Source organism: Bradyrhizobium valentinum, from assembly GCF_001440405.1.
Lineage (GTDB): Bacteria > Pseudomonadota > Alphaproteobacteria > Rhizobiales > Xanthobacteraceae > Bradyrhizobium > Bradyrhizobium valentinum.
The window spans coordinates 6,853-12,952 of sequence record NZ_LLXX01000054.1 but is presented as its reverse complement, the minus strand read 5'-3'; the positions used below and the strand labels follow the sequence as shown (position 1 = coordinate 12,952).

At 63.9% G+C, this 6,100-nt stretch carries 6 protein-coding genes; all 6 read right to left on the bottom strand.

Going from position 1 to position 6,100, the window contains the following annotated elements:
* Positions 1-133: 133 nt before the first annotated feature.
* The gene (locus CP49_RS09570) at positions 134-877 is read right to left on the bottom strand and encodes a metallophosphoesterase family protein (RefSeq protein ID WP_057850022.1); all 744 of its coding nucleotides are present in this window, start codon (positions 875-877) and stop codon (positions 134-136) included.
* Between the two features lie 255 nt (positions 878-1,132).
* Positions 1,133-2,473, bottom strand: a complete 1,341-nt coding sequence (locus CP49_RS09565) for a bifunctional folylpolyglutamate synthase/dihydrofolate synthase (protein ID WP_057850021.1) — start codon at positions 2,471-2,473, stop codon at positions 1,133-1,135.
* Entirely contained in the window at positions 2,470-3,411 is a 942-nt protein-coding gene (gene accD / locus CP49_RS09560) for an acetyl-CoA carboxylase, carboxyltransferase subunit beta (protein WP_057850020.1), read from the bottom strand. The genes CP49_RS09565 and accD overlap by 4 nt, the downstream gene beginning before the upstream one ends.
* Before the next feature lie 83 nt (positions 3,412-3,494).
* Positions 3,495-4,331 (bottom strand): tryptophan synthase subunit alpha, encoded by an 837-nt coding sequence (gene trpA, locus CP49_RS09555; RefSeq protein WP_057850019.1) that lies wholly within the window; start codon positions 4,329-4,331, stop codon positions 3,495-3,497.
* Entirely contained in the window at positions 4,328-5,545 is a 1,218-nt protein-coding gene (gene trpB, locus CP49_RS09550) for a tryptophan synthase subunit beta (RefSeq protein ID WP_057850018.1), read from the bottom strand. The genes trpA and trpB overlap by 4 nt, the downstream gene beginning before the upstream one ends.
* A partial coding sequence (locus CP49_RS09545; protein ID WP_057850017.1) for a phosphoribosylanthranilate isomerase occupies positions 5,542-6,100 on the bottom strand: 559 nt, incomplete at its 5' end. The genes CP49_RS09545 and trpB, both read right to left, overlap by 4 nt.

Here is a 6,100-nt window from a genome sequence, read left to right as displayed (position 1 = left end):
ATACATGCCCTGATCAATCATTCCCCTTGACAACCATATCCCCATACAAGCCCGGGTGGAGCGAAAGCGTAACCCGGGAGCTCTCTCGCAATCATCCGGAATTACCCCCGGATTGCGCTGCGTTCCATCCGGGCTACACGTTGATCCATCCCGTCGAAAGCGCGGATGCAAATTCAGCATCGCCGTTGCGCCGCGCCAATGCTGCCATCGCATCGTGATCATAGGGCACATGGCGAAAGGCCACGCGCCAGGACGCATCGCTGAATTCCAGAATTGCGTAGCGCGCATCAGGCGTGCCGGCCTCGATCACATGCGGGAATGGAACGCTGTAGGAGAAGCCGGGACCGCCGACGCTTCCGGGATTAACCACCAAGCGCCCGTCACCGAGTCTGACGGCACGCGCGATGTGGGTATGGGCGCACAGAATCAACGACTGCGAGATTCCTTCAGCCTCTTTCTCGATCGCCTCAAGCGACGACATCTTGACCGAGCCATCAGGCGTCACTGTCTCCAGCCAGTAGACATTATCGTCGGCAGGCGTCGCGTGACAGAGAAACACCCGATCGCGAAATATCTGCGTTGATGGCACGGTGCGCAACCAGTCGAGATGCATGGTGTCGAGTTGCGCGTAGGCGGGCCGCTCCCACGAGCCCATCTTCTCCACCGGCCGGTCGATCAGCCAGCGATCATGATTGCCGAGCACGTGCACGGCGTCGAGCGCCATCAACGCGTCCATGGTTCGCCGCGCGTCGAGCGGTCCGCTTGCCATGTCGCCGAGATTGACGATCTCGCCAATGCCTTGTGCGCGGATATCGGCCCGCACGGCTTCCAGCGCCAGGTAATTTCCGTGCACATCGGCAATGGCGGCAAAACGCATGCGAACTTCCAGTTTGGTCAGGTGCTCTTATCCCGCAAGAACGATGCTATTCCGATCTACCCCATTTGGGTGAAGCCGGCTTGCAACATGCTGCTTTGGTTTTACTAGGGAAACTCGGGTTCCGACTCGCAGCTTGCGGGCAGCTTAGCTAGACTTTGCAAGACCGGGGCTGGCGAATTTCTTAAGCAATCGATATTTTTTTCCCGGGCGGCCGCTGGAAGCAATTCCAGCGGTCATTTAATTTTAGTCGGACGGCTATCCCGGCGGCGTGCCGTTGATATCAAGCACATGGCCGGCGAGATAGAGCGAACCGGTAATCAGGACGCGCGGCGGCACTTCATACGCCAGCCGCGACAGCGCGTGCAGCGCCGCTTCGACGCTGGCAGCATTTTCCACGCGCATGCCGAGCGCGCGCGCGGCATCGGCCAGCCGATCCGGCGGCATCGCATTATCGCGGCCAGGAATCGGCACTGCGATGATGTGGCGCGTCAGACCAGCGAAATTGGCGAGAAACGAATTCGCATTCTTGCTCGCCATCATGCCCGCGATCACGACCAGCGGACGCGACACCCGCTCTTCGAGATCGCCGAGCGCAGCGGCGGCGACGCGGCCACCTTCCGCATTGTGCCCGCCATCGAGCCAGATCTCGCAAGCCTTCGGCCCCTGATCGACCAGCGCACCCGCGGACAGCCGCTGCATCCGCGCCGGCCATTCGGCGTTGACGATGCCGGCCTCGAAAGCGCCCATCCCGATCTTGAACGCCTCGATCGCTCGCAGCGTCGCAATGGCAAGGCCGGCATTGTCGAACTGATGCCGCCCGAACAGCTTTGGCGCCGCGAGATCCATCAGGCCGCGCTCGTCCTGATAGACCAGCCGCCCGCGCTCGACACTGACATGCCATTGCTGCCCGGCCGCATGCAGCGGCGCGCGCATGCGATTGGCCTGCGCCTCGATGACAGCCATCGCCTCCGGCGTCTGCTCCGCGCAGACTACCGGCGCGCCGCGCTTGATAGTGGCGGCCTTTTCGCCCGCGATCGCGGTCAGCGAGTTACCGAGAAACTCGGTATGGTCCATGCTGACCGGCGCGATGACAACGGCGATCGGCCGGTCGATGACGTTGGTGGCGTCGAGCCGCCCGCCGAGACCGGTTTCGAGCAGCACGACATCGGCTTCATGCTCCGCGAACAGGCAAAACGCCGCCGCGGTCTCCATTTCGAAAATCGTGACCGGCTCGCCCGCATTGACCTGTTCGCAGTGCTCCAGCACCCGGCGCAACTCGGCATCATCAGCCAGCCGGCCGCCGCCTTTCTTGCCGATACGGAAGCATTCGTTGATTCTAACCAGGTAGGGCGAAGTGTAGACGTGCACGCGCAGGCCTGCGGCCTCGAGGATCGCGCGCAGATAGGCGATCGTGGAACCCTTGCCATTGGTGCCGGCGACATGGATCACCGGCGGCAACAGGCGCTCGGGATGATCGAGCTGCGCCAGCAGACGCTGCATGCGATCGAGGCTGAGATCGATACGCCTCGGATGCAGGGCAGACAGCCGCGCGATCAATTCACCGAGCGGCTGGGATTTGGCGGCGGGCAGGTTCACGCGTGGGGCGCAGCCGGCACGGCTTCCGGCGCCAAGACGATCTGGGCCGGGTCCGTAACCTGCGGCGACGGCTTTGAGGCGACGTCGAGCGGCGGCGACTTGGTCAAGATGCGGCAGAGCCGCGCCAGCGTCGGACGCATCTCGTGGCGATGCACCACCATGTCGACCATGCCGTGGTCGAGCAGATATTCGGCGCGCTGGAAGCCTTCCGGCAGTTTCTCGCGGATGGTCTGCTCGATCACGCGCGCGCCGGCGAAGCCGATCAGCGCGCCGGGCTCGGCGATCTGCACGTCGCCCAGCATGGCGTAGGACGCGGTGACGCCGCCGGTGGTCGGATTGGTCAGCACCACGATGTAGGGCAATTTCGCTTCGCGCAGCATCTGCACGCCGACGGTGGTGCGCGGCATCTGCATCAGCGACAGGATGCCCTCCTGCATCCGCGCGCCGCCAGAGGCCGCGAACACAATGAACGGCGACTTCTTTTCCACCGCGAGCTCAAGCCCGCGCACGATCGCCTCGCCCGCGGCCATGCCGAGCGAGCCACCCATGAAATCGAAATCCTGTACCGCCACGACGACGCCGGCGCCTTCGAGCTTGCCGTAGCCGACCTTGATGGCGTCGTTCAGCCCGGTCTTGGCGCGCGCATCCTTGATGCGGTCGGCGTATTTGCGCTCGTCGCGAAACTTCAGCGGATCGGGCGTCACTTCGGGCAACGCGATGTCATACCAGGTCTCGTTGTCGAAGATCGATTTCAGCCGCGCGGTTGCGCCCATGCGCATGTGGTAGTTCGAGCCGGGAATGACGAACTGGTTGGCCTCGACGTCCTTGTAGAACACGAGCTGCCCGGAATCCGGGCACTTGATCCACAAATTCTCCGGCGTCTCGCGGCGCAGGATGCTGCGGATTTTTGGGCGGACGACATTGGTGAGCCAATTCATGGTTCGCTCCGAATGCGGCTGGACGCATTAGCTGGACTATATGGCGATCCGGACGTAGCCCGGCAAGCCGTCGCAAATGTGGCCTATTCTGCGGCCTGTTTCGCTCCCCGGACGCCCTGCGCCAGCGCGGCCACCAGATCGGCTACAGCGCCGACGGTTTTCGAGGTCGCGCGCCCCTCGGCGTCGAGGCTGGCGCGGAGCGCATCGACCAGCGCGGTGCCTACCACGGCGCCATTGGCACTTTCGGCAATCGCCCGCGCCGCATCCGGCGTGCGTATGCCGAAGCCGACACAGACGGGCAGTTTGGTATGCCGCTTGATGCGGGCGACGGCCTCGCCGACCACCTTGGAATCGGCGCTGGCGCTGCCGGTGATGCCGGTGATGGAGACGTAATAGACGAAGCCGGAGGTGTTCGCGAGCACCGCGGGCAGGCGCTTGTCGTCCGTGGTCGGCGTCGCCAGACGGATGAAATTGAGCCCCGCCTTCATCGCCGGCAGGCACAGTTCGGTGTCCTCCTCCGGCGGCAGGTCGACGATGATCAACCCATCGACGCCGGCAGCCTTCGCATCGGCGAGGAATTTATCGACGCCGTAGATGTAGATCGGATTGTAGTAGCCCATCAGCACCAAAGGCGTGGCGTCGTCGTCCTTGCGGAAGCCGCGGACCATCTCCAGCGTTTTCTTCAGGGTCATGCCGGCCTTCAGTGCGCGCAACCCCGCCGCCTGGATCGACGGCCCGTCCGCCATCGGATCGGTAAAGGGCATGCCGATCTCGATAATGTCGGCACCGGCCTTCGGCAGCGCCTTGATGATGTCGAGCGACGTTTTGGGATCGGGATCGCCGGCCATCAGGAAGGTGACGAAAGCCGAGCGGCCCTGCTTGGCGAGTTCGGCAAAGCGTGCGTCGATACGGGTGGTCACTTCTTCTTGCCCTTCAAGATATCGCCGACCTGCGGCACGTCCTTGTCGCCGCGGCCGGAGAGGTTGACCACCATCAGATGATCCTTTGGCCGCTTCGGCGCGAGTTCCATCACCTTGGCGATGGCATGCGCCGGCTCGAGCGCGGGGATGATGCCTTCGAGCCGCGACAGCAGTTGAAACGCCGCTAAGGCCTCATCGTCGGTCGCCGACAGATAGGTAACGCGGCCGGTCTCGTGCAGCCAGGAATGCTCCGGGCCGATGCCGGGATAATCGAGACCCGCCGAGATCGAATGCGCGTCCTGGATCTGGCCGTCATCGTCCATCAAGAGATAGGTGCGGTTGCCATGCAGTACGCCCGCACGGCCACCGGCGATCGAGGCCGCGTGTAGCTGGGTCAGCCCATGGCCGGCGGCTTCGACGCCAAAAATTTCGACCGAGGGATCGTCGAGGAAGGGATGAAACAGGCCCATCGCGTTGGAGCCGCCGCCGATGCAGGCGATCAGCGAATCCGGCAGGCGGCCCTCGGCCTCCTGCATCTGCTCGCGCGTCTCGTCGCCGATCACGGACTGGAAGTCGCGCACCATCATCGGATAGGGATGCGGGCCCGCCACCGTACCGATGCAGTAGAACGTGTTGTGGACGTTGGTGACCCAGTCGCGCAGCGCGTCATTCATCGCATCCTTCAGCGTGCGCGAGCCTGATTGCACCGGGACTACCTTGGCGCCCAGCATCTCCATGCGGATCACATTGGGCTGCTGCCGCTCGACATCGACTGCGCCCATGTAGACCACGCATTCGAGCCCGAACCGCGCGCACAGCGTAGCGGTGGCGACGCCATGCTGGCCGGCGCCGGTCTCGGCGATGATGCGCTTCTTGCCCATGCGGCGCGCGACCATGATCTGGCCAAGCACATTGTTGACCTTGTGCGAGCCGGTGTGGTTGAGCTCCTCGCGCTTGAAATAGATTTTCGCGCCACCGAGATGCTCGGTCAGGCGCTCGGCGAGGTATAAGGGCGACGGCCGGCCGACATAGTGCTTGAGGTAGCCGTTCATCTCCGCCTGGAAGGCCGGATCGGCCTTGGCGTCGGCATAGGCCTTTTCCAGATCGAGGATCAGCGGCATCAGCGTCTCGGCGACGAAGCGTCCGCCGAAAATGCCGAAATGCCCGCGTTCGTCGGGGCCGGTGCGGAACGAATTGGGCAGGTTTGGATTCATCGGACCATCAATTCTTCGGTGGCGCGCGCGGCGCGAATAAAATTACGGATCATCTCGGGATCCTTGACACCGGGCGCGCTTTCCACGCCAGAGGATACATCAACGCCGCCGGCGCGGGTGACGTGGACCGCCTCGGCGACGTTGTCGGCGGAAAGCCCGCCCGAGACCATGAAAGGCAGTTGGAGATCGAGCTTTTCCAAAACGTGCCAGTCGAACACGGCCCCTAGCCCGCCGGGGCGGGTGGCCCCCTTGGGCGCGCGGGCGTCGAACAGGATGCGGTCGGCCACATCAGCATGGCCCGGCAGCGCCGCGAGATCGGCTGACGTTTCGACCGCAATCACCTTCATGACCGGAAGTGCGAACTTCGCCTTGATGTCGCGCACGCGGGCGATGGTTTCCGTGCCGTGCAATTGCAGCAGGTCCGGCCGCAGGGTCTCGACGATATTTTCAAGCGTCGCATCGTCGGCATCGACGGTCAGTGCCACCTTGGCGGCGCGGTCCTTGGCCCGCCGGCCGAGTTCCCGCGCGGTCTCGAGGCTGAGATGGCGCGGCGAC

Bases quoted from the DNA above. Each gene is read 5' to 3' on its own strand.
- CP49_RS09570 (WP_057850022.1), bottom strand. From the start codon at position 877: ATGCGTTTTGCCGCCATTGCCGATGTGCACGGAAATTACCTGGCGCTG.
- accD (WP_057850020.1), bottom strand. From the start codon at position 3,411: ATGAATTGGCTCACCAATGTCGTCCGCCCAAAAATCCGCAGCATCCTG.
- trpB (WP_057850018.1), bottom strand. From the start codon at position 5,545: ATGAATCCAAACCTGCCCAATTCGTTCCGCACCGGCCCCGACGAACGC.